Source organism: Tabrizicola fusiformis (assembly GCF_013328815.1).
Classification (GTDB): domain Bacteria; phylum Pseudomonadota; class Alphaproteobacteria; order Rhodobacterales; family Rhodobacteraceae; genus Fuscibacter.
In genome coordinates, this window is sequence record NZ_JABUHN010000003.1 from 56,638 (window position 1) to 77,169 (window position 20,532).

General features: G+C 66.4%; 17 protein-coding genes. 8 read left to right on the top strand and 9 right to left on the bottom strand.

What is annotated here, in order from left to right:
- The first annotated feature begins 38 nt into the window (after nt 1-38).
- The 4 genes from HS053_RS05145 to HS053_RS05160 all read left to right on the top strand — a co-directional run bounded on the left by HS053_RS05145 (nt 39) and on the right by HS053_RS05160 (nt 4,588).
- Nucleotides 39-506, top strand: coding sequence for a DUF2271 domain-containing protein (locus HS053_RS05145; RefSeq protein ID WP_174210152.1), 468 nt, complete (start codon nt 39-41; stop codon nt 504-506).
- Between the two features lie 12 nt (nt 507-518).
- A complete protein-coding gene (locus HS053_RS05150; RefSeq protein WP_174210153.1) occupies nt 519-2,726 on the top strand; it encodes a PepSY domain-containing protein in 2,208 nt (735 codons plus the stop codon).
- A complete protein-coding gene (locus HS053_RS05155) occupies nt 2,707-3,687 on the top strand; it encodes an FAD:protein FMN transferase (RefSeq protein ID WP_174210154.1) in 981 nt (326 codons plus the stop codon). Before HS053_RS05150 ends, HS053_RS05155 begins: the two co-directional genes overlap by 20 nt.
- 199 nt (nt 3,688-3,886) lie before the next feature.
- Nucleotides 3,887-4,588, top strand: a complete 702-nt coding sequence (locus HS053_RS05160; protein ID WP_174210155.1) for a VIT1/CCC1 transporter family protein — start codon at nt 3,887-3,889, stop codon at nt 4,586-4,588.
- Between the two features lie 14 nt (nt 4,589-4,602).
- Here HS053_RS05160 and HS053_RS05165 read toward each other — a convergent pair whose 3' ends face one another.
- From HS053_RS05165 to kdpF, 6 genes are read right to left on the bottom strand one after another with little or no spacing between them, the layout of a single operon-like run.
- A complete protein-coding gene (locus HS053_RS05165; RefSeq protein ID WP_174210156.1) occupies nt 4,603-5,289 on the bottom strand; it encodes a response regulator in 687 nt (228 codons plus the stop codon).
- Complete coding sequence (locus HS053_RS05170) at nt 5,286-7,991, bottom strand: sensor histidine kinase (protein WP_174210157.1); 2,706 nt, start codon at nt 7,989-7,991, stop codon at nt 5,286-5,288. Before HS053_RS05170 ends, HS053_RS05165 begins: the two co-directional genes overlap by 4 nt.
- A 12-nt stretch (nt 7,992-8,003) precedes the next feature.
- On the bottom strand, nt 8,004-8,558 hold the full coding sequence (gene kdpC / locus HS053_RS05175; RefSeq protein WP_174210158.1) for a potassium-transporting ATPase subunit KdpC: 555 nt from the start codon (nt 8,556-8,558) through the stop codon (nt 8,004-8,006).
- A gap of 11 nt (nt 8,559-8,569) precedes the next feature.
- Complete coding sequence (kdpB, locus tag HS053_RS05180) at nt 8,570-10,621, bottom strand: potassium-transporting ATPase subunit KdpB (RefSeq protein WP_174210159.1); 2,052 nt, start codon at nt 10,619-10,621, stop codon at nt 8,570-8,572.
- A gap of 12 nt (nt 10,622-10,633) precedes the next feature.
- Nucleotides 10,634-12,343: a potassium-transporting ATPase subunit KdpA gene (gene kdpA, locus HS053_RS05185; protein WP_174210160.1), complete on the bottom strand. Its 1,710-nt coding sequence runs from the start codon at nt 12,341-12,343 to the stop codon at nt 10,634-10,636.
- Nucleotides 12,344-12,365: 22 nt separating this feature from the next.
- On the bottom strand, nt 12,366-12,485 hold the full coding sequence (kdpF, locus tag HS053_RS05190; RefSeq protein ID WP_174210161.1) for a K(+)-transporting ATPase subunit F: 120 nt from the start codon (nt 12,483-12,485) through the stop codon (nt 12,366-12,368).
- Nucleotides 12,486-12,688: 203 nt separating this feature from the next.
- On the opposite strand from kdpF, the gene HS053_RS05195 reads away from it, so the two are divergent.
- Nucleotides 12,689-13,654 carry a glutathione S-transferase family protein gene (locus HS053_RS05195; RefSeq protein ID WP_174210162.1) on the top strand — a complete coding sequence of 322 codons (966 nt, stop codon included), beginning with the start codon at nt 12,689-12,691 and terminating at the stop codon, nt 13,652-13,654.
- Nucleotides 13,655-13,679: 25 nt separating this feature from the next.
- Here the strand turns inward: HS053_RS05195 and HS053_RS05200 are convergent, their stop codons facing one another.
- From HS053_RS05200 to HS053_RS05210, 3 genes are read right to left on the bottom strand one after another with little or no spacing between them, the layout of a single operon-like run.
- A complete protein-coding gene (locus HS053_RS05200; RefSeq protein ID WP_174210163.1) occupies nt 13,680-15,092 on the bottom strand; it encodes an FGGY family carbohydrate kinase in 1,413 nt (470 codons plus the stop codon).
- Complete coding sequence (locus HS053_RS05205; RefSeq protein WP_194245502.1) at nt 15,089-16,297, bottom strand: NAD(P)/FAD-dependent oxidoreductase; 1,209 nt, start codon at nt 16,295-16,297, stop codon at nt 15,089-15,091. Before HS053_RS05205 ends, HS053_RS05200 begins: the two co-directional genes overlap by 4 nt.
- Complete coding sequence (locus HS053_RS05210) at nt 16,290-17,699, bottom strand: NAD(P)/FAD-dependent oxidoreductase (protein ID WP_174210164.1); 1,410 nt, start codon at nt 17,697-17,699, stop codon at nt 16,290-16,292. The genes HS053_RS05205 and HS053_RS05210 overlap by 8 nt, the downstream gene beginning before the upstream one ends.
- 179 nt (nt 17,700-17,878) lie before the next feature.
- On the opposite strand from HS053_RS05210, the gene HS053_RS05215 reads away from it, so the two are divergent.
- The 3 genes from HS053_RS05215 to HS053_RS05225 are packed head-to-tail and all read left to right on the top strand — an operon-like array spanning nt 17,879 to nt 20,511.
- Entirely contained in the window at nt 17,879-18,637 is a 759-nt protein-coding gene (locus HS053_RS05215) for a DeoR/GlpR family DNA-binding transcription regulator (RefSeq protein ID WP_174210165.1), read from the top strand.
- A gap of 25 nt (nt 18,638-18,662) precedes the next feature.
- Nucleotides 18,663-19,172: a TRAP transporter small permease subunit gene (locus tag HS053_RS05220; protein WP_174210166.1), complete on the top strand. Its 510-nt coding sequence runs from the start codon at nt 18,663-18,665 to the stop codon at nt 19,170-19,172.
- A gap of 1 nt (nt 19,173) precedes the next feature.
- On the top strand, nt 19,174-20,511 hold the full coding sequence (locus tag HS053_RS05225) for a TRAP transporter large permease (protein ID WP_174210167.1): 1,338 nt from the start codon (nt 19,174-19,176) through the stop codon (nt 20,509-20,511).
- The last annotated feature ends 21 nt before the right edge of the window (nt 20,512-20,532 follow it).

Consider the following 20,532-nt stretch of genomic DNA (forward strand, 5'->3'; position numbering starts at 1 on the left):
CGCCTGCGGGGCGCCCTGCCTTGTCGAAAGGACATCAGATGAAATCCCTTCTCGCAACCCTCGCGCTGACCACCGCGCTGACCGTGCCGGGGCTGGCGATGGCCCGTCCCGTTACGCTGACCACCAGCCTGAACACCTATGGCGGCGGTGGCGCCTATCTGGCGCTTTACGTCACCGATGCCTCGGGTGCCTATGTCGGCAGTCTCTGGATGGCTGGCGGAAAGTCGAAATATTATGAGCATCTTCGCGGCTGGTATGCCGCCACGGGGGGCGACCCCGCCCAGATCAACGGCATCACCGGGGCGAGTGTCGGCGCGGGTCGGACGCTGGAAATCACGCTCGATCTGGCCGATGCGCTGTTCGATGCGGGCTACACGCTGCACATCGACGCGGCGGTCGAGGACATGCGCGACAGCCCGAACGAGGTCGCGGTGCCGCTGACCGCCGCGGGCGCAGGCGCGCCCGTGCAAGGCCGCCGCTACATCGCCAGCTTCGTCTATCAGTAAGGCGACAGACCGATGATCCGCGCGCTTCACCGCTGGCCGGGGCTTCTGGCCCTTGTCCTTGTGACCATCCTCGCGCTCAGTGGTGCGGCGCTGTCGGTCTTTCCCATGGCCGAACGTCTGGCGGCGCCGCAGCCCGTTGCGGGGCAAAGCGTGGCCGACCTTGCCGCCCGCGTGGCCGCCGTGCATCCGGGGCTGGAGGAAATCCGCCGCACGCCTTCGGGCACGATCACCGCCTGGTGGTTCGTGGGCGGCACCCCCGGATCGGCGGTGATCGACCCCGCGACGGGAGCGGATGACGGCTCGGCTGACCCGAACGGGGTGGAGCGCTGGCTGACCACGCTGCACAGGTCGCTGTTTCTGGACGACGGCGGACGGCTTATCATGGCTGCGGGGGCTGCGGCGATGCTGGTGCTGGCCCTGTCGGGGGCTGCCCTTGTGGCGCGGCGCGCAGGCGGCTGGCGACACTGGTTTGCGCGCTTGCGCGGGCCGCAGCCCGGGCGCCTGCATGTGGAACTGGCGCGCGTCGCTGCCCTCGGCCTTACCCTTTCGGCGACCACCGCGCTGTGGATGACGGCCTCGACCTTTGACCTTCTGCCAGATGGCGCGCAGCACCCGGCCGATCCTGTGGCGGTCAGCGGACAAATGGCCTTCCCGCTGGAGCGGATGACCGCGCTTCAGGATGTGCCGGTCAGCAGCTTGCGCAAGTTCAGCTTTCCCTATGCGGGCGATGCGCAGGATGTGTTCACCCTGTCCACCGACGCGGGCACCGGCCAGATCGACCAAGGGACCGGCGTGCTTTTGTCTTGGGCAGAGCTGACGCCGTGGCAGCGGGTGTCGGAAACCATCTACATGCTGCACACCGGCCAGGGCGCGGCGGTTCTCGGGCTGATCCTGGGCCTGATCACGCTGAGTGTCCCGGTGATGGGCGTGACCGGCGCGCTGATCTGGATCGCCGGGCGGCGCGGGCGGCCAGACTTGCGCAACAACGCCCCGGCTGGCCGCGCGGAAACGGTGATCCTTGTGGGGTCGGAAGGCGGCAGCACCTGGGGCTTTGCCGCCACACTGGCGCAAGCCCTGCGGGAGGGCGGACAGGCGGTGCATGTCGCGCCGATGTCGGCCTTCGACCCGGCCAGTCACCCCCGGGCGGAACGCGTCCTGATCCTTGCCGCGACCTATGGCGAAGGCGACGCGCCCGCTTCGGCGCGAGGGTTCCTTGACCGGCTGGCGCGCCTGCCCACGGCGCCCGCCGCCCCGCTGGCCATTCTGGGCTTTGGCGACCGCAGCTTTCCGGCCTTCTGCGCCTTTGCCGCAGAGGCAGAGGCCGCCGCCCGCGCCAAGGGCTGGGCCGCCCTCCTGCCCATGGACACGGTGGACCGCCAGTCACCACAGGACTTCGCGCGCTGGGGCCGGGCTCTGGGAGATGCCCTTGGCCTGCCGCTGGACCTGAACCACCGGCCCGCCCGCCCCGCCGCCGACAGCCTGACGCTTGTTTCCCGCCGCGACTATGGGGCCGAGGTGCAATCCCCGACCGCGATCCTGCGATTTGCCCTTCCGAAGGCGACCGTTTGGGCGCGGCTGACCGGCGGGGGCATCGCAGGGTTCCGGGCGGGTGACCTGCTGGGCATCCTGCCCGAAGGCGCGGCCGTGCCGCGCTTCTATTCGCTGGCATCGGGCAGCCGGGACGGCTTCGTCGAGATCGTGGTGAAGAAGCACCCGGGCGGCCTTTGCTCGGGCCAGCTGCTGGCACTGGAACCGGGCGAAGCTGTGCGGGCCGTCCTCCGCCGCAATCCGGGCTTTCATGCCGGGCGGGGCCGGGCGCCCCTGATCCTGATCGGGGCCGGCACGGGCATCGGGCCATTGGCCGGGATCATCCGCGCCAATGCCCGCCGCCGCCCGGTCCATCTGTTCTTCGGGATGCGCCATCCGGACAGCGACTTTCTTTATGGCGACGATCTGGCCAAATGGCAGGCCGAAGGAAGGCTGACGCGCCTTTCCACCGCCATCTCGCGCGGGGTGCGGCCGCATTATGTGCAGGACGCCCTGCGGGCCGAAGCGGCCGAGGTGGCCAAGGCGATCCGCAGCGGCGCAAAAGTGATGGTCTGTGGCGGGCGTGACATGGCGCAAGGCGTCGCATGGGCATTGGATGACATCCTTGCGCCGATGGGCCTGACGCCCGCGACGCTCAAGGCCGGAGGGCGTTATGTTGAAGATGTCTACTGACCTTGCCCGCCATGCCCTGAACGGCCCGACGATGGGCACAAGGTGGAGCGCATTGTTCTTTTCGCCGCCGGGGTTCGACCCCGCACCCCTGCGGGCCGCCCTTCAGGTCGCGGTCGATGCGGTCGATGCGCAGATGTCCACCTGGAAGCCCGACAGCGCCCTGATGCGCCTGACCGCGGCCCCCGTGCGGGAATGGCAGGACATCCCCACCGAACTGGCGCATGTGCTGGCGCTTGGTCTCGCCATCGGCCGCGCCTCGGGCGGGGCCTTTGACATCGGGATGGGCGATGCGGTGCGGGCCTGGGGCTTTGGCCCCGCCGCTGCCGATCCGCAGGCCATCCGCGCCACGATGCAGACCGCCCGCCGCCCGGCCCATGAGGTGCTGGAGCTTGACGGAAACCGGGCGCGCAAGTCGGCTCCGATCACGCTGGACCTGAACGGCATCGCCAAGGGCCATGGCGTGGACCGTCTGACGCAGGTGCTGAAGGACCACGGCATCCGGCAGGCGCTGACCGGCATCGACGGCGAGATGCGCGCCATTGGCCTGCGCCCCGACGGCAAAGCCTGGACCATCGCGGTCGAGGAGCCGGACCGTGCCCGCCGCGCGCCCCATTCCATCCTGACCTTGCAAGATGCCGCAGTCGCCACCTCGGGCGACTATCGCCACTGGGTGACGGTGCAGGGTCATACCCTGTCCCACACGATGGACCCGTGGCGCGGCGCGCCACTTCTGCACTCCCCCGCCTCGGTGACCGTGGTTGCGCCCACCTGCGCCGAAGCCGATGCCTGGGCGACGGCGCTGATGGTGGCGGGCGTCGATGCGGGTGTGCGTCTGGCGGCGGCACAGGGTCTGGACGCCCTGTTTCTTGCCCGCGATGATGCAGGCGGCATGCAAGCACGTGCCGTCGGGCGCCTTTTTTCGCACAGGCCGACGGCGACGGCCCCGGCCCATGGAGACTGACCGCTTTGGATCACGCGCAGACTGACCAGCTCGAGCCCCCTCCCCTCAGCATCCATGCGACCTTTGGCGGGACACTGGCCGCCGCCGTGATGCATTCGGCCCGCATCGACATCGCAGCCATCCTGAACGCGCTGCGCGCCTTGCCTGTTTCACCTGCGGCCCCCACAGCGCCGCAATCCCGTTTTGAAGGAGTCCCGGCATGAGCCGCCTGTCCCATTCCGAAATTCACATGGTGCATCGCATCGGCTGGCTGCGTGCGGCGGTGCTGGGTGCCAATGACGGTCTTGTTTCGACATCGAGCCTTGTCGTTGGCGTCGCGGCAGCCGGGTCGGGAAAACCCGAGGTGCTGATTGCCGGGCTGGCCGGTCTCGTGGCTGGCGCGATGTCGATGGCGGCGGGTGAATACGTCTCGGTGAGTTCGCAGACAGATGCCGAACAGGCCGACCTTGCACGCGAGGCGCGCGAACTGGCGGAAACGCCCGAGGCGGAGCTTGAGGAACTGACCACCATCTATGTCAAACGAGGACTCGACCGCGATCTGGCCGAGAAGGTGGCCCTCCAGCTAACGGAACGCGACGCGCTGGGGTCGCATGCCCGCGACGAACTCGGCATCTCCGAAACGGTGACGGCCCGCCCGATTCAGGCAGCGCTGGTTTCCGCCTTGACCTTCGCTGTCGGTGCCGTGGTTCCGCTGATCGTGGTCCTTCTTGTGCCAGAGGCACAGATTGCCGTGCTTGTGGCAGCATCTACCCTTCTTGGCCTTGCCGTCCTTGGTGGCCTTGGGGCTTCAGCCGGTGGCGCAGGGATCGTCCGGGGGGCTGCACGGGTCACCTTGTGGGGCGCGCTTGCGATGGCGGCGACAGCAGCCGTCGGTGCAATCTTCGGGGTGACCGCCGGTTAAGGGCGCCAGGCGGATCAGGTCGCCATAAGGCGATAGCCTGCGCCGGCCTCGGTTCGGATGATTGCGGGATTGGTCGGGTCCGGCTCGATCTTGGCGCGAAGCTGGCCGATGAACACCCGCAGATACTGGGTGTCGTCGTGATGGGCCGGCCCCCAGACCGCGGTCAGAATCTGGCGATGGGTGACAACCCGGCCGGCATTGCGGGCAAGCACCGCGAGAAGGGCGTATTCCTTGGGCGTCAGCCGCAAAGGCCGGCCCGCACGCGCGACAAGCTGTTTGTCAAGGTCGATGACCAGATCGCCGGCCTCGATCCGGGTGACTTCGCCCTTCTCGCGCAAGGCATGGCGGGCTGCCGTCCGAAGACGTGCCTGCAATTCACTGATACCAAAGGGTTTTTCTAGATAGTCGTCGGCCCCCAGATCAAGGGCCGCCACCTTTTCGGCCTCGCGGTCCCGCGCGGACAGAATGATGACCGGCACTTGGGAGAAGGCCCGGATGTCCTGCAACACGTCTTTGCCGTCCCGGTCCGGCAGGCCAAGGTCGAGCAGGATGGCATCCGGCGCGATGCTGGCGGCCAGCCGCACGGCTTCGTGGCCGGTCAGGGCGGGGCGGGTTTCATAACCCGCACTTTCCAGCCCGATGCGCAGCATCGTCTGAATCTGCGGGTCGTCATCCACGATCAGAATGCGCCGGATGCTCATGTTGCAGCGCCGTCCTCAAGGGGCAGCTCTGCCGCCGGCAGGCGCACGATCAGGCGCGTGCCGCGCCGCCGCGCGGCCGGGCTTTCGGCCTGAATGGTGCCGCCCATCGCCTGCACCAGCCCCTTGCAGATCGACAGGCCAAGGCCAGTGCCCGGTTTGCGCCTATCGGTGCCGCCGCCACGATAGAACTTCTCGAAGACACGTTCGAGGTCCGCCGGTCTGATCCCCGGACCCTCATCCGTCACGCTGATCACCACCTTGTCCTCTTCATTGCGGGCGTGGACGGAAACCTCGCCCTCGTCCGAGTATTTGTGGGCATTGTCGAGCAGGTTGAAAACAACCTGCCCCAAAAGGTGCTGATCCCCACGCACAAAACGCAGGTCCACGGCAAGGCTGATCTTGGTCTTGCGGGCCGGATGGGCTTTGGCGCAGCGTTCGGCGGCGGCGCGGATGGCGTCGCCCACGTCAACCCAGTCCCGCTTAACCTTGATGGCGCCGGATTCGATCCGGCTCATCTCCAGAAGATTGGTGACAAAGCGATTGAGCCGCCCCGCCTCTTGCCGGATGGTTTGCAGCAGGTCTTGCCTCTGGTCCTCTGCAAGGGTGGCGCCCGTCTGTTGCAGCGTCGAAACCGAGCCGGTGATCGCCGCCAGAGGCGTGCGCAGATCATGGCTGAGAGAGGTCAGCAAGGCGTCACGGATGTTCTCGTTTTCCTGAAGCGCCGCCGCCTTGACCGCTTCGCGCACAAGCAGGGCGCGGTCCAGCGCGATGGCCGCCTGTTCTGCCAGCACGGCCAGCGCCGTTTCGTCTTCAGCGCTCAGGGGTGTGTTGCGGTCCAGCGGTTCAAACCCAAGGACCGCAACCGCGCGGCCCGACAGGATCAGCGGCTGGAAACGAAAGCGGATATTGGGCAATGTGCCGGTGCGCCATCCGGCGGCCTCGCCCTTTTCCAGAGACCACCGGGCGGCAGACAATTCGGCAGGGTCGGCCAGTTCATCCGGCGGCCAGGCGGCGCGGGGCAACAGATCGCCCCCTTCCGGCACCAGCAGAATGGCATTGCCGCCCAGCATGGTGTGAACCTGTGTCGCCGTTGCCCAAAGCACGTCATCCCCGGTGGAAGCGGCGGCAAGCTTGCGCGAAAAGGCCGCCTGCGCTTCGATCACGCGGGTTTGGGCCATGGCGGCGCGCGCCTGAGCGCGAACGCGGCCTGTCAATGATCCGGTCAGCATGGCCACAGCCAGAAAGATCAGCAGCGCGAAAAACTCATGCGGCCTTGCCACGGTCAGGGTGTGGAGCGGTTCGATGAAGAAGAAGTTGTAGGCCATGAAAGACAAGAGCGCCGCCAGCACCGCCGAACGGGTGCCCCTGAGCGCCGAACAGGCCAGAACATTGACCAGAAAGACCATCGACAGATTGGGCAATTCAAGGGCAGCGTCCAGCGCCACACCGACGGCGGCCCCGACTGCGGTGCCACAGAAGGCAAGGCCCAGATCAACCCAGAAACCCGGGCGCGCCGCCTTGGTGATCAGCCGGGCCACGAAATGCGGGGCCGCCTCGGCCTTGTCGGTCAAGGGCATCACCATCACACGGATTTCGTCGGCCTGCCGCAGCAGCTCATCCGGCAAGGACCGGGAAAACCACCGCAGAAGCGGCCGCGACACTCTGCGCCCCACGACGATCTGGGTCACGTTTTCGCGGCGGGCGATGCGCAGGATATCTTGCGTGAAGTTGTCGCTGGTCAGCCGCTGAACCTCGGCGCCGACGCTCGCGGCCAGAGACATCGCGCCGGAAATCCGCCGGTCGCGCGCCGGATCGGCAGCAAGGCCGGGGCGCGTCAGGGTCACCGCGATCCAGCCTGCATTCAGCGCCGATGCAAGCCGCGCCGCCTGCCGGACAAGGCGTTCGCCCGCATCATCCGGGCCAATGCAAACCAGAAGCCGCTCTGTCGCGCCCCAAGGCCCTTCGATGGCCTTCTGCCGCAGGATCTGCGTCATCTGATCTTCGACCCGGTCGGCGGTGCGGCGCAGCGCCAGTTCGCGCAGCGCGGTCAGATTGCCGGGGGTGAAGAAATTCTCGGTGGCACGCTGCGCCGTCTGCGGCAGATAGATCTTGCCGGCCTTCAGCCGCGCGATGAGTTCATCGGGCGTGATATCGACCAGAACGACATCCTGCGCGGTTTGCAGGATGCTGTCCGGCACCGTCTCACGCACGGTCACGCCGGTCATCCGGGCCACCACATCGGCCAGACTTTCCAGATGCTGGATGTTCAGCGCCGTCCAGACGTCGATCCCGGCATCCAGCACTTCCTTGACATCCTGCCAGCGTTTGGGGTGGCGGCAATCGGGGGCATTGGTATGGGCCAGCTCATCAACCACCAGCAGGCCGGGATGGCGCGCAAGGGCTGCATCAATGTCGAATTCCTCAAGAATTTGACCGCGATAGGGAACACGCCTGCGGGGCAGAATTTCCAGCCCCCGCGCAAGGGCTTCTGTCTCTTTGCGGCCATGACACTCGATCAGGCCAAGGACCAGATCACGGCCCTCGGCCTTCAGGCGGTTTGCCTCTGCAAGCATGGCATAGGTCTTGCCAACCCCCGGCGCCGCCCCGAGAAATATCTTCAGGCGGCCCGGGCGATCGGCCTTGCTCAAGGCCAGCAGCGCATCGGGGTCGGGCCGTTTGAAGGTGCCGTCGGTGTCGCTCATTTTGCCATCTGGTCAATTTGCCGGCATCTTGTCGAGCGCAAGATTCAGGGCAAGCACATTCACCCGCGGCTCTCCGATCAAGCCGAACAGCCGCCCCGCCGTGTGATCGGCAACCAGCGCCGCCACCCGATCGGCAGGCAGATTGCGGGCCGCCGCCACCCGCGCCACCTGTGCCAAGGCATTGGCGGGCGAGATATCGGGGTCGAGGCCGGAAGCCGAGGCCGTTACGGCATCGGCGGGAACGGCCAAGGGCGACGGCTGTGCAGCTAGATGCCCCGATACCCGCTCCATCAGCCGTTTCGACAGCGGGCCAAGGTTCGATCCGCCCGAAGCCATGGCGTCATGGCCCGAGGCAGAGGGCCGGGGGTGGAAATAGCCGTCAGAGGCGAATGCCTGACCGATCAGCGCCGATCCGATGACCGTGCCGTTATCGGTCAGAAGGCTGCCGCCCGCCTGTCGCGGGAAGGCGGCGCTTGCCAGCCCGGTCATCGCCAGCGGATAGGCAAGCCCCAAAAGCAGGGTGAACAGGACCAGCAGAACGCCGGCGGCGCGAAGACAAGACAACATGTGCAGGCTCCTCAAGCCAGATGCAGGGCGGTAACGGCCAGGTCGATGACCTTGATGCCGACGAAGGGCAGGATCAGCCCGCCAAGGCCGTAAACCGTCAGGTTGCGGCGCAGAAGGGCGGCGGCACCAACCGGGCGATAGGCAACCCCGCGCAGCGCCAGCGGGATCAGCGCAATGATGATCAGCGCATTGAAGATCACCGCCGACAGGATTGCCGATTCCGGCGAGCCGAGATGCATCAGGTTCAGTGCCGACATTTCCGGGTAGGTCGCAATGAACAGCGCGGGCAGGATGGCGAAATATTTCGCCACATCATTGGCAATCGAGAATGTGGTCAGCGATCCCCGCGTCATCAGGAGCTGTTTGCCGATCTCGACGATCTCGATCAGCTTGGTGGGGCTGCTGTCGAGGTCCACCATATTGCCCGCCTCGCGCGCGGCCTGGGTGCCGGTCTGCATCGCCACGCCCACATCGGCCTGCGCCAGAGCCGGCGCATCATTTGTGCCGTCGCCACACATGGCGATCAGCCGCCCGCCGGTCTGTTCGCGGCGGATATAGGCGAGCTTGTCCTCGGGGGTCGCTTCGGCGATGAAATCATCCACCCCGGCTTCGGAGGCAATGGCGGCAGCGGTCACCGGGTTGTCGCCCGTCACCATCACCGTTCGGATGCCCATGGCGCGCAGGGCGGCAAAGCGTTCGCGGATGGCGGGTTTGATCACATCCTTCAGATGGATCACCCCCAAAAGGCGGCGGCCATCCGCCACGGCAAGGGGGGTGCCCCCCGTCCGGGCGATGCGGTCCACCGCCTGACGGAAATCGGCCGGGGCGCGGTCGGCGGCAATACCGGCAAACCGCAGGACCGAATCCACCGCCCCCTTGCGGATTGCGCGCCCGTCGATGTCGAGGCCGGAAATCCGGGTCTGCGCGGCAAAGGGCACCAGAACGGCCCCCGGAACCTCTTGTTCCTGCAAGTCAAACTCCGCCTTGGCCAAGGCCACGATGCTGCGTCCTTCGGGCGTATCGTCGCCCATGCTAGCCAGCAGACCGGCCTGGGCCAGTTCTGTGGTGGTCACACCCTCCAAGGCGACAAACTCCGTCGCCATGCGGTTGCCGAAGGTGATCGTGCCGGTCTTGTCCAGCAAGAGCGTGTCAACATCCCCCGCCGCCTCGACCGCGCGGCCCGAGGTGGCGATGACATTGAAGCGGATCAGCCGGTCCATTCCGGCAATGCCGATGGCCGACAACAGCCCGCCGATGGTGGTCGGGATCAGCGTGACCAAGAGCGCCACCAGAACAACCACCGAAACCTCGGTGCCGGAATAGCCCGCAAGGCCCCAGAGTGTCACCACCGCGATCAGAAAGATCAGCGTCATGCCCGACAGCAGCACCGACAGCGCCAGTTCGTTCGGCGTCTTTTGCCGCTCGGCGCCCTCGACCAGCGCGATCATGCGGTCGATGAAGGTCTCGCCCGGCGCGGTCGAGATGCGGACCCGGATGGCATCGGACAGAACCGTGGTGCCGCCGGTGACCGCCGAACGGTCGCCCCCCGCCTCGCGGATCACCGGGGCGCTTTCTCCGGTAATCGCGGCTTCGTTGATGGCAGCGACACCCGCGATGATTTCACCATCCAGCGGAATCAGGTCCCCCGCCTCGACCAGCACCACATCGCCGCGTTCCAGTGTCTGGGCATTGACCCGTTCATAGCGTCCGTCATCGCTGTCGGGATCAAGCAGACGCTTGGCCTGCACATCGCTGCGGGCCTGCCGCAGGCTGGCCGCCTGTGCCTTGCCGCGCCCTTCGGCAACCGCTTCGGCAAAGTTTGCGAACAGGACGGTAAACCACAGCCAGGCGGCGATCTGGCCGGAAAAGCCCGGCGTGCCGGTGCCCTGCGCCAGTTCTCGCAGCCATAGAAGGGTGACGAAAGCGGCCACAACTTCGGTGACAAAGATCACCGGATTGCGCATCAGCTTGCGCGGGTCGAGTTTCACCGCAGCGTCGCGCATCGCGTTCAGCAGAATGGCCCGGTCAAACAGGGCGGGGCCGGTGGTTGCATGTCTTGACATGGATTTGCTCCGTCAGAAGGTCGCAGAGGTGTGCATCAGCACCTCTTCCACGATCGGCCCCAGCGCGAGGGCCGGGAAAAATTGCAGGCCGCCCAGAATCAGGATCACCCCGACCAGCAGCCCGACGAACAGGAACGTGGTGGTGGGCAGGCTGCCTGAAGATGCCTGACCGCGCGGCTTGGCGGCCAGCGATCCCGCCATGGCCATGACCGGCAGCACATAGGCAAAACGGCCCAGAACCATGGCGATCCCAAGGGTGGTGTTGAACCACGGCGTGTTGGCGTTCAGCCCGGCAAAGGCCGACCCGTTGTTGCCCGCCGCCGAGGAATAGGCATAGAGGAGTTCGCTGAAGCCATGCGGCCCGGCATTGTTCAGGCTGGACAGCGCCGCAGGCAAAACCGCCGCCACGGCGGTAAAGCCCAGAATGACCAAGGGCAGGATCAGCACCGCCAGCACCGCCATGCGGATTTCGCGCGCCTCGATCTTCTTGCCCAGAAACTCCGGCGTGCGCCCGACCATCAGGCCCGCCACAAAGACCGCCAGCACGCAAAACACCACCATGCCATAAAGGCCCGAACCCGTGCCGCCCGGCAGCACCTCGCCCAACTGGATCAGAACCATCGGCACCAGCCCGCCCAAGGGCGTGAGGCTGTCGTGCATCGTGTTCACGGCACCGCAGGACAGGCCGGTCGTCACCGCGACAAACAGCGCCGACATGGCCTGTCCAAAGCGGACCTCCTTGCCCTCCATATTGCCAAGGCCGGTATCGACGCCCAGCGCGGTGATCAGCGGATTGCCCCGGGCTTCGGCCCAATAGACCAGCGCCGCTCCAAGGATCAGCAGAATGGCCATGGCCGACAACAGCGCCCAACCCTGCCGCTCTGAGCCGACCATGCGGCCAAAGGTGATGGGAAGCGCTGCCGAAACCACCAGCATCGCCCAGATCGCCAGAATGTTCGACAGGGCCGAGGGGTTTTCAAACGGATGCGCCGAGTTGGCGTTGAAGAACCCGCCGCCATTGGTGCCCAGTTGCTTGATCGCCTCCTGGCTTGCAACCGGGCCGAGGGCGATGGTCTGCCGCGCGCCCTCAAGCGTGGTTGCATCCACCGCATTTGACAGGGTTTGCGGCACCCCGAACGCCACCAGGGCCAAAGCCACCACGACCGACAGGGGCAACAGCACATAAAGCGCCGCCCGCGTCATATCGACCCAGAAATTGCCCAAGGTCGCCACGCCGGACCGGGCAAAGGCCCGCGTGACCGCCATGGCCAGCGCAATGCCGGTTGCCGCAGACAGAAAGTTATGCACCGTCAGCCCTGCCATCTGGCTGAAATGGCTCATCGTGGTTTCGCCCGAATAGGACTGCCAGTTGGTGTTGGTCAGAAAGCTGATGGCGGTATTGAACGCCAGATCGGGCGCGACACCGGGCAAGGCGCCAGGGTTGAGCGGCAGAAAGCCCTGCAAGCGCAGTATGGCGTAAAGCGACAGGAAGCCCATGGCACTGAAGATCAGCATCGCCATGGCATAGCCGAACCAGGTTTGCTCCTGCTCCGGGTCGATCCCCGCCGCGCGGTAAAAGCCCCGCTCGACCGGCGAAAGGACCGGATGCAGAAAGGTCCGCTGCCCCAGAAACAGCTTGGCCATGAACCGGCCCAGCGGCCGGACCGCCGCCAGCACAAGGCCCAACGTGGCCGCAATTTGCAGCCAACCCACAAAAGACATGGATGTTCTCCTTCCGCCCGGTTCAGAATTTCTCGGGCGCGATAAGGGTGAAGATCAGATAGGCGCCCAGCGCGAGCGCCACGATCAGGCCAAGGATCGCTTCGAACATCGCAGCCCCCTTACGCCTTGCGCAGGATCGCAAGGTAGCCGGCCATCGCGCCGATCAGCCCAACGCCAAGTCCCGCAAACCAAAGATCCATCATGGAAGCCTTCCTTTTCCCGTTTCAGCGGGGGTGCCACGCAACCGGGTTGCATTTCGATACGGAAGATGCCCCTTCCACATAAGGAAGTTGTAAGGATGCGCCGTCAGCCCGGCTGGCAGCGCCGAATTGAAGGAGACTTGCCATGCTGGTGAACGGCACATGGACAACCGACTGGCACCCGGTGCAGGCCAAGGACGACAAGGGGCGTTTCATCCGCCAGCAATCCTCGATCCGCAACTGGATCACCGCCGACGGGGCGCCCGGCCCAAGTGGCAAGGGCGGGTTTCGCGCCGAAGCAGGGCGCTATCGGCTTTATGTCGCGCTGATTTGCCCCTGGGCCTCGCGGACGCTGATGGCGCGCAAACTGAAGGGGCTGGAGCGGCTGATCGCCATAACGGTGGTCAATCCGGTCCTGAGCAGCGAGGGCTGGGCCTTTGGCGGCTATCCGGGCGCCGACAGCGACCCGCTTTATGCGGCAAGCCATCTGCATCACCTCTACACCCGCGCCGATGGCAGCTATACCGGCCGCGCCACGGTGCCCGTGCTGTGGGACGAGGCGACGGGCACCATGGTCAGCAACGAAAGCGCCGATATCCTGCGGATGTTCAACACCGCCTTTGCCGATCTGGTGCCGGGCACGCCCGATCTTTATCCCGCCGACCTTGCCGGGCAGATCGACGCGCTGAATGCCGAGGTTTACGACCTGCTGAACAATGGCGTCTACAAAGCGGGCTTCGCCTCGACCCAGAGCGCCTATGACGAGGCAGTGGCAGGCGTTTTCCAGATGCTGGACCGGCTGGAAGCGGGCCTGACCGGCACCTACCTTTTCGGCGACCGCCTGACCGAGGCCGATATCCGGCTGTTCGTGACGCTGATCCGCTTTGATGCGGCCTATCACGGCCTGTTCAAGACCAACCTGCGGCGGGTCGCCGATTATCCCCGCCTGTCGGCCTATATGGGACGCATCCTGCGCCTGCCGGGCCTGCGCGAGACGGTCAGCCTCGACCATATCAAGGCCGGCTATTATTCGATCAAGGCGCTGAACCCGAACGGGATCGTGCCCGCAGGGCCAGGCCATGTGACGGCGCTGCTCGAAACCGTCAGGTGATCCGGCCCGTCAGGCCGGGCCGCGGTCACCTTGCAGAATAGCTCTCGATCGCGGCGCGGGCGGCGGCAAAGCGGGCAAGGCGCGGCGCAGCCCCGGCGGCCTGCGCGGCGAGCCTGCGGCCCGGGCGGCTGTCGGGCACCACGACGCCCGCCGCTTCGGCCGCCATCCGGGCAAGGCCCAGCGCGGTCTGCTCGGTCTCTGACGGCAGGAAAAGGTCATGCGGCGTGACCTCTGCCAGAAAGCCGGTGAAATAGCCGTTGCGCGACAGCCCGCCATCGACCGAAATCGCGCCCTGAAACGGCAGCAGCGCCGCCATCGCGGCAATCACCTCGGCGCAGCGCAGGGCGATGCCCTCCAGAAGCGCCTGCATCAGATCGCCCGGCCCATCGGCCAGCGACAGGCCCAGCCAGCCGCCCCGCGCCCCCCGGTTCCAATGCGGGCAGCCCAGACCTGCCAGCGCGGGCACAAAGGCGATGCCGCGGTCGATGGCCGGGGCGGTGGCGAAACCGTCAATCTCGTCATAACGCGAGAAAAGCTTCAGCCCGCGCGCCCAGTTCACCGCCGAAGCCGCGGAATAGACCGCACCGTCAAGGGCATAGCTGACCGGGCCCCCCTCGGCCTGCCAGGCGACGGTGGGGAGTGGGCCGGGGCGCTCGGGCCGCACCAGACCGCCTGTCAGGCATTGCACGAAGGCGCCGGTGCCAAAGGTGACCTTTGCCGCCCCCGGCGTGCGGCAGCCGTGGCCGTAAAGCGCCGCTTGCTGATCCACGATCGAGGCCATCAGCCGCCCGCCCCCGGGCAACCCGCCCAGATCCCCCGAGGTCGGCCCGATCCGCGGCAGCGCGGCCATCGGCACGCCGAACAGGCGGCACAGATCGCCGTCCCATTCGCCGGTTTCAAGGTTCATCAGCGAGGTGCGCGAGGCGGTGGCGATATCGGTTTCAAACCGCCCGGTCAGCCGGTCGCGGAAAAAGGCATCGGTGGTGCCCAGCCGCAGATGCCCCTGCCGGGCAAGGTCCGCCGCACGGGGAATGTGGCGCATAATCCAGCCCAGCTTGCTGGCCGAAAAATACGGGTCAAGCGGCAGCCCCGCCCGCGCCATCACCATGGGCGCGGCGCCCTCACGCTCCAACGCGGTGGTGACATCCGCCGTGCGGTCGTCCTGCCATGAAATCACCGGGCTGACCGGGCGGCCATCGCGCCCGTCCCAGGCCAGGCAGCTTTCCCCCTGATTGGCAAGGCCGATCCCCCCTGCCCCGGCGGCGTCAAGGCAGCGCGCGATATTGGCCAGCAGTTCTTCGCCATCCTGTTCGACATGGCCGGGGGCGGGATAGCTTTGGCCATGCGGCAGCGACAACACGGGCTGCAACTGACCGTCGGCATCCATGGTCAGGATGCGGGTGCTGGTAGTGCCCTGATCGACGGCGGCGATCTTCATGGGGCCTCGCTGATGGTCAGGGTCAGGTCGCCGGTTCCGGCGGGTGGCAAGGGCAGCGACAGGCGCCGCTCCGGCAGGCTGTCAAGCGGGGCCGAGACAAGCTCGCGCCCGTCCTGCATCAGGCGCAGGCGGCCCCGGGCGGGGGCGGCAAGGCGGATTTGCAGCCGGTCATGGGGGGCGCCCGCCGCCGGGGCCACGACCTGCGGCAGGGCAAGACGCAGCGCCGGATGGGCAAGGTGCAGCCGGGCGCCTTCGCGCGGCGGCAGGCCGCCCTCAAGGGCGGCAAGGATGGCGCGCGCAATGCGCCGCCCCTCGTTCCAGCACCAGCCTGCCGTTTCCACCCCGCGCAACAGGTTTCCGGCGGCGAAATAGGCCGGGTCCGACAGGCGGCCCCATGCGTCGATCACCGGACCGCCCGAAGCGGTATCCACCTCCAGATGGCTGCCCCGCAACAGGGCAGCATCGGGGCGGAAGCCGCCGGTGACAATGACGCCATCGGCGGCAAGTTCCAGTGGCCCGCCGGGCGTGGTCAGGGTTACACTTTCAACCCGGGCTCGGCCATGGATCGCGGCAATGTCGCTGCGCAAATGCACCGGCACCCCCATCAGCCGCGCCAGCCAGATCGCCGGGCTACGGGCGGTGATGCGTGGCCCGGGTTCCACCATGGCAACCGGGCGGATACCGGCATGGCGGCAGGTCAGCAGCGCCGAAAAGGCCACCAATTCGCTGCCCAGAATCACCGGGCGGGCAAAGGGGCGCTGGTGGTTCAGGTAGACGATCCCCTGAAGCGCGGCGGTGGGCATCACGCCCCCCGGCTTTTCGCCGCCGATCAGCCGCGCGGCGCGGCTGGTTTCACGCACCCCGGTCGCCAGCAGCACGGCACCTGCGGCAAGCGTGGCATGGCCGTTGTCATCGGTCACCTCAACCCGCCCGCCGGGCAGAAGCGCGGTCACGGTGGTGCGGGTGCGGATCGCCACCCCCGCCGCAAGGGCCGCGTCCCGCAGCCGCGCCGCATAATCCGGGCCGCGCAACAGGCGATGAAACTCGCGCATTCCAAAGGGATAATGGCCGCAATGGCGGGGAATGCCGCCCGCCTCGGTCTCGCGCTCCAGAACCAGAACGCGGCGCCCGGCGCGGGCAAGGGCGGTGGCCGCCGCAAGGCCCGCCGGGCCTGCCCCCACGACAATCACCTCGGGGTCAGTCATGGCCGGGCTCCAGCATGGGTTGCGCAAGGCGGCCCTCGGTGACGCGGGCCAGTTCGGCCGAACAGTAAAACCCCTGACAGCGCCCCATGGTGACCCGCGTGCGCCGTTTCAGCCCGGCAAGGCTGCCCACCGCCATCGGCCCCTCCATCGCCGCCGCAACCTCGCGCCGGGTGACCAGTTCGCAATGACACAGGATGCCGCCATGGCCCGGGCATTGCCAGTCGCGCGGCCCCTCCACCGAGATATTGGGCATCACCGGCCAGAGCGGATCGGCCAGCGGCGCCCCCCCCTGCCCCGAAAGCCGCAGCACATGCGCCGCAATCCCCAGGGCCCCCGACAGTCCGGTTGAACGGATGCCGCCGACGCAGATGTAATCCTCGGCCAGATCGCGGCGGATGCGGTAATGCTTTTCCTCGGTCGCGGGGCGCAGGCCGGCGTAAACCGCCGTCACCTCATGTCCCGCCAGCGCCGGCAAAATCTCGCAGCCGCGCCGGATCAGGGCCTGCAGGGTTTCCCGTTCAACCGTGGCATGGTCGCGGTCGTCCTGCTCTTCGGCGGTGGGGCCGACGAGGAGATTGCCGAAGGCGGTGCGGCAGACGACGATGCCCTTGGTGATCTTGGTCGGCACCGGCAGCAGGATATGGCCGGCGAGGGCGGCGGCGGTCTTGTCAAAAACCACGAACTGCCCCTTCCGGGGCTTTATGGTGAACCAGCTTTGCCCGGTCAGACGGCGGTCCACCTCATCCCCCCACAGCCCCGCGGCATTGATCACCAACCCAGCCCTGACCGGACCGGCGACCGTTTCCAGATGCCAGAGGCCGCCCACGCGATGGCCCGACAGAACCTCGGCCTGCCGCATCAGCGTGGCGCCATTCACCAGCGCCTGCATGAGATAGCCATGGGCGGCTGACCACGGGTCGATCAGATGCTCGCCCGGCACGCGGAACCCGGCCCGGACCGCAGGCGACAGCGCAGGTTCCAGCAGCAGCACCTCGTCCCCCGTCAGGGGGTGGATGTCGGTCACGCCATTGGCCATGGCTTGGGCCATCAGCGCGGGCAGGCCCGCCACCTCGTCCTCGTTCCAGGCCAGCACCATGGCCCCCGCCCGCACCAGCGGCAGGCCCAGCCTTTCGCGGATGTCGTGATAAAGCGCATAGCCTTCGCGGATGCAGGCCAGTTCGAGCGAACCTTCGGGCGCGTCAAAGCCAGTGTGCAGGATGGCACTGTTGGCCTTGGAAGCACCATCCAGCACATCTGCCGCTTTTTCCAGCACCGCCACCCGCGCACCGGCCAGCGTGAAGGCCCGCGCCAGTGCGCAACCCACGACGCCCGCACCGATCACCGCCACATCGAACTGTGGTGCGCCGCCGCTTTCATGGGCCGTCGGGGCGGAATTGCTCATCATGTCACCTTGTGGTTTCAAACATTAATTGACTACTCGGGCAATTCCGTCAACCATCCAGCAGGAAAGATGGCCATATGGCCGTGTAAAGCCTCTGAAACAAAATTTTCTTTGCGCGACAGGCTGAAAATTTTGTTGACGCACTCGGCACTCATGCGGTGGGCTAGGCAGGACGGATGATGAAACCGCACGAACGGCAAAGCCGGATCGAAGAGATGACCCGGCAGGAAGGAGAGGTCTCGGTGGACGGGCTGGCCCTGCATTTCCGCGTCTCGACCGAGACGATCCGGCGCGATCTGACGGCGCTGGCCGAGGATGGCCGGGTGCAGAAGGTGCATGGTGGCGCCCGCCGCCCGCGGCTGATCCGCGAGCCAAGCCATTCCGACCGCGCCGTGACCGAAGCCGCCGCCAAGGCGCGGATCGGCCAGCGGCTTGCCGATGCGGTGGAGCCGGGCGAGACGCTGTTCATCGACACCGGCTCGACCACGCTGGCGGCGGCGGCGGCGCTGGCGGGGGTGCCGGGGCTGACGATCATCACCAATTCCTGCCGGCTGGCCGACCGGCTGGCGCAGGCCGGGTCGGATGCGCAGGTCTTCCTTCTGGGCGGGCGTTATGGCGCCGACAACGCCCAAACCACCGGCGCCGCCGTGATCGACCAGTTGCGCGGGTTTCAGGCCGACCGGGCCGTGCTGACCGTCGCCGCCTTCGACCCCGAGATCGGCGCGATGGATGCCAGCCTTGACGAAGCCGAGGTGGCGCGCGCCATGGCCGCCCGTGCGCGGCGCGTGACCATCCTTGCCGACGGCACGAAATTCGGTCGCCGCGCGACCTATGCGGTCTGCGCCACAACCGAAATCGACCTCATCATCAGCGATGGGCCACTGGAAAAGGCGCACAGAGAGGCGCTGAAACACAAGGGAGTGGAGCTTTGGACGTGATGCAAAAGCCGGAGGCGCGCCCGACATGCCACAGGTGATCCGGGCCTATGTGCGGCTGGTTGACAGGGTTTCGGACTATGTCGGCTATCTGGCCGCCTCGCTGATCTTCGTGATGGGGGCGACTCTGATCTTTGACGCGATCACCCGCAACGTCCTGCACATTCCGGTGCATTGGGCGATCGAGTTCACCCAGTTCACGCTGGCCGCCTATTACTTCATGGGCGGGCCGATCACGATGAAGAACGAAGACCATGTGCGCATGGACCTGTGGTATGCCAACCTGTCCGAACGCGGCAAGGCCAAGCTGGATCTGGCCACGGTGGGCTGCATGATCTTCTATCTGGGGGTCATGCTGGTGGGCAGCATTTCGTCGCTGCAATATGCGATCCAGACCGGAGAGCGGCGGTTCTCGATGTGGAACCCCTCGGTCATTCCGATCAAGGCGCTGCTGACGCTCTGCCTCGTCCTCATGCTGCTTCAGGCGTTTTCCCTGATGTTCAAGCACATCGCCACCCTGCGCGGAAAGCTCCTCTGAAATGTCCTACGAACTGATCGCGCTTCTGATGTTCGCCTCGATGGCGCTTCTGCTGGTCACCGGCCAGCGGGTGTTCGCTGCCATCGGCTTTGTCGCGGCGGGGGCGGCGTTGCTGCTGTATGGCAACGGCGCCATCGAACTGCCCTACAATCAGGTGTTCAAGCTGTTCAACTGGTATGCGATGCTGACGCTGCCGATGTTCATCTACATGGGCTATATCCTTGCCGAAAGCGGCATCGCCGAAGACCTTTACAAGATGCTGCATGTCTGGTTCGGCCGCATTCCGGGCGGGCTGGCCATCGGCACCATCCTGCTCATGGTGATCATCTCGGCGATGAACGGGCTTTCGGTGGCGGGCATGGCCATCGGGGCCACCATCGCCCTGCCCGAAATGCTGCGGCGCGGCTATGACAAGGTGCTGATTTCCGGCGTGGTGCAGGGCGGTTCCTCGCTGGGCATCCTAATTCCGCCTTCGGTGGTGCTGGTGCTGTATGGCATGATCGCGCGGCAGCCGGTGTCAAAGCTGTGGTTCGCGGGCATCATGCCGGGGCTGCTGATGGCGGCGCTGTTCATCGCATATATCCTGATCCGCGCCATGCTGAACCCCAAGCTGGCGCCGCGGGTGCCGGATGAAGAACTGAACATGCCCTTTGCCGAAAAGCTGGCGCTGGCCAAGGCGGGGATCATCCCCTTTGCCATTTTCTTCTTCATGACCGGGCTTTTCGTCTTTGGCGTCACCAGCCTTGTCGAAAGCTCGGCCGTGGGGGCGACCTGCGCCACGCTGGCGGCACTGGCCAAGGGGCGGTTCTCGTGGCGGCTGGTGCGCGAAACCTCGATGAAGACGCTGGCCGTCTCCTGCATGTTCATGTGGCTGATCCTTGCCGCGCTGGCCTTTGGTGCGGTGTTTGACGGTCTGGGCGCGGTGAAGGCGATCGAGACGCTGTTCATCACCAAATGGGAACTGTCGCCGTGGGCCATCATCATCATGATGCAACTCAGCTTCCTGCTGCTGGGGATGTTCCTGGACGATACTGCGATGCTGGTGATCGTGGCACCGCTTTATATCCCGCTGGTCGGCCAGCTTGATCTGGGCTTTGACAACCAGTTGATCTGGTATGGCATTCTTTACACCATCACCTGCCAGATCGCCTATATCACCCCGCCCTTCGGCTATAACCTGTTCCTGATGCGCTCGCTTGCGCCCAAGGAATTTTCGCTGGGCGACATCTACCGCTCGATCTGGCCTTTTGCGGCAATCATGGCGCTGACCATCGTCCTGCTGATGATCTTCCCGCAAATTGCCCTTTGGCTGCCCGAACAGGTCAACGTCCGGGGCTGAACTAAAGAACCACCACCGAGG

Bases quoted from the DNA above. Each gene is read 5' to 3' on its own strand.
- HS053_RS05195 (WP_174210162.1), top strand. From the start codon at position 12,689: ATGCTGGTGAACGGCACATGGACAACCGACTGGCACCCGGTGCAGGCC.
- HS053_RS05210 (WP_174210164.1), bottom strand. From the start codon at position 17,699: ATGAGCAATTCCGCCCCGACGGCCCATGAAAGCGGCGGCGCACCACAG.
- HS053_RS05145 (WP_174210152.1), top strand. From the start codon at position 39: ATGAAATCCCTTCTCGCAACCCTCGCGCTGACCACCGCGCTGACCGTG.
- HS053_RS05215 (WP_174210165.1), top strand. From the start codon at position 17,879: ATGAAACCGCACGAACGGCAAAGCCGGATCGAAGAGATGACCCGGCAG.
- HS053_RS05205 (WP_194245502.1), bottom strand. From the start codon at position 16,297: ATGACTGACCCCGAGGTGATTGTCGTGGGGGCAGGCCCGGCGGGCCTT.
- HS053_RS05165 (WP_174210156.1), bottom strand. From the start codon at position 5,289: ATGAGCATCCGGCGCATTCTGATCGTGGATGACGACCCGCAGATTCAG.
- HS053_RS05170 (WP_174210157.1), bottom strand. From the start codon at position 7,991: ATGAGCGACACCGACGGCACCTTCAAACGGCCCGACCCCGATGCGCTG.
- kdpA (WP_174210160.1), bottom strand. From the start codon at position 12,343: ATGTCTTTTGTGGGTTGGCTGCAAATTGCGGCCACGTTGGGCCTTGTG.
- HS053_RS05225 (WP_174210167.1), top strand. From the start codon at position 19,174: ATGTCCTACGAACTGATCGCGCTTCTGATGTTCGCCTCGATGGCGCTT.
- kdpC (WP_174210158.1), bottom strand. From the start codon at position 8,558: ATGTTGTCTTGTCTTCGCGCCGCCGGCGTTCTGCTGGTCCTGTTCACC.
- kdpB (WP_174210159.1), bottom strand. From the start codon at position 10,621: ATGTCAAGACATGCAACCACCGGCCCCGCCCTGTTTGACCGGGCCATT.
- HS053_RS05155 (WP_174210154.1), top strand. From the start codon at position 2,707: ATGTTGAAGATGTCTACTGACCTTGCCCGCCATGCCCTGAACGGCCCG.
- HS053_RS05160 (WP_174210155.1), top strand. From the start codon at position 3,887: ATGAGCCGCCTGTCCCATTCCGAAATTCACATGGTGCATCGCATCGGC.
- HS053_RS05220 (WP_174210166.1), top strand. From the start codon at position 18,663: ATGCCACAGGTGATCCGGGCCTATGTGCGGCTGGTTGACAGGGTTTCG.
- HS053_RS05150 (WP_174210153.1), top strand. From the start codon at position 519: ATGATCCGCGCGCTTCACCGCTGGCCGGGGCTTCTGGCCCTTGTCCTT.
- HS053_RS05200 (WP_174210163.1), bottom strand. From the start codon at position 15,092: ATGAAGATCGCCGCCGTCGATCAGGGCACTACCAGCACCCGCATCCTG.